Source organism: Anoxybacillus pushchinoensis (assembly GCF_900111795.1).
In the GTDB taxonomy this organism is placed as follows: domain Bacteria; phylum Bacillota; class Bacilli; order Bacillales; family Anoxybacillaceae; genus Anoxybacillus; species Anoxybacillus pushchinoensis.
Genome location: NZ_FOJQ01000052.1, coordinates 1 through 1,684 on the forward strand (window position 1 = coordinate 1; position 1,684 = coordinate 1,684).

2 protein-coding genes and 2 pseudogenes are annotated in these 1,684 nt (G+C 36.3%); 2 read left to right on the forward strand and 2 right to left on the reverse strand.

Features of this window, described 5'->3' with window-relative positions; all coding sequences use genetic code 11:
* Positions 1-386, reverse strand: a pseudogene (eno, locus tag BM213_RS11840) (phosphopyruvate hydratase); the annotation flags it as partial.
* A gap of 119 nt (positions 387-505) precedes the next feature.
* Between eno (BM213_RS11840) and BM213_RS11845 the strand changes: the two are divergent.
* Entirely contained in the window at positions 506-871 is a 366-nt protein-coding gene (locus BM213_RS11845; RefSeq protein ID WP_091704414.1) for a hypothetical protein, read from the forward strand.
* 430 nt (positions 872-1,301) lie between these two features.
* Positions 1,302-1,502, forward strand: coding sequence for a hypothetical protein (locus tag BM213_RS14700; protein WP_091704417.1), 201 nt, complete (start codon positions 1,302-1,304; stop codon positions 1,500-1,502).
* Positions 1,503-1,537: 35 nt separating this feature from the next.
* Here BM213_RS14700 and eno (BM213_RS11860) read toward each other — a convergent pair.
* Positions 1,538-1,684 (reverse strand): annotated as a pseudogene (eno, locus tag BM213_RS11860) (phosphopyruvate hydratase); the annotation flags it as partial.

Below are 1,684 nucleotides of genomic sequence, written 5' to 3' on the forward strand. Positions count from 1 at the left end.
GAAGAAGCAACGTCCATCGCAAGCATCACTTCTGTACCTGGTTTGTAGCCTGCTTTTTCAATCGCTTCGATAATTGTTTCAAGCGCTTCTTCGTTTGATTTTAAGTTTGGAGCGAATCCACCTTCATCACCAACGGCTGTATTGTAGCCTTTTGCTTTTAATACAGATTTTAAGCTATGGAAAATTTCCGCACCCATCCGAAGCGCTTCGCGGAAGTTTGGTGCGCCAACTGGCATAATCATGAATTCTTGAATATCTACGTTATTATCTGCATGCGCACCGCCGTTTAAAATGTTCATCATTGGTACTGGCAACGTTTTTGCGTTAAAGCCACCTAAATATTGGTACAATGACAGGCCGAACTCGTCCGCTGCCGCGTGAGCCACGATTTGTAGAAAGATGAAGAAATTTGTCAGAAAATTTTTGTTACCCCTCACGAATTCTCTGTATTACAATAATGTATGACATCTAAAATAACCGAGATTATTTTAGGGGAGGAATAAAGATGAATTCACTACAAAAAGTAGCTCATAGAGTTGTGAGCTCAGTAGCAAACGATTTAAGGGACAATACGTTGACAAATCTAGTGTCTATTCCTCTTGGAGCTGCCAAAGGTGGACAAATGGCTTACAAAGCCGCTACAACAGGATTTACGATGCTGGAAAGGAAAGTCGGACTAAAAACAACAATGGGAGCTGTTAAAGGTGGAGCTGTTGGCTATATCGGGGGTAACGTAGCTGCCGAAGTATCTAACAAAATAATAGGTGTAGAAAAATGGTTTGATAATACCAAAATTGGAAAATCGATAGATAAAGGTATAACAAAAGCAGAAAACTGGTTACATAAAGCAATTGGTGGTGGGTCGTATTAACATTGTAGAGATTTGCTCATGTACAGCACTAGACCACCATTTAAAACCATTAAATAAAAAGAATGTGTTTAATTATTTGGACGAAGTTGTTATTGTATGGTGCAAAGCAGTAAACATTAAACAGGACACCAAGATAATGATGGAGTGGTACAATCCGGGTGAAGAATTAGTTTTTACAATAAGCATTGATTTAGAAAAAACAAATAACCACAGACCGTTCAGATATTTTTGGAGTCTAATGAAATATAGCTTATTGTATGGAATACAAGGAAAAAAGTTCGGAAAATGGACTGTAAAAATTACACCTTTGAATATAATGTACACATTCATGGTAACTGAACTTTCAACAAACTACAAAAACAAAATGAATCCTGATTCTAAGACATCCTTATTTGATAAAACCATATAAATTCAACAGAGGGATACCAAAATGAATAAAGCAAAAATTATATTTACTACCATGACAGGTGTTATGATAGGGTTAATCGTTAGTATTTTATTATTAGTCATAAAAAGTACCGCAAAGGATTTTTTAAAAACATACTCTCTCGATTGGATTATTGATGTGCTACTTTTTCTTATATTTATTATCATTATAGTGCAATATATACAAAAGAAAAGAAAAACTTGAAAGAAAGGATGCCCACATGAGGCATCCTTCATCTATTACTTCTTCAAGTTGTAGAACGTTTTTACTCCATCGTATACCGCTGTTTCACCTAATTGATCTTCGATGCGAAGCAATTGGTTGTATTTTGCAACGCGGTCTGTACGTGAAGGTGCACCTGTTTTAATTTGACCAGCGTTTGTTGC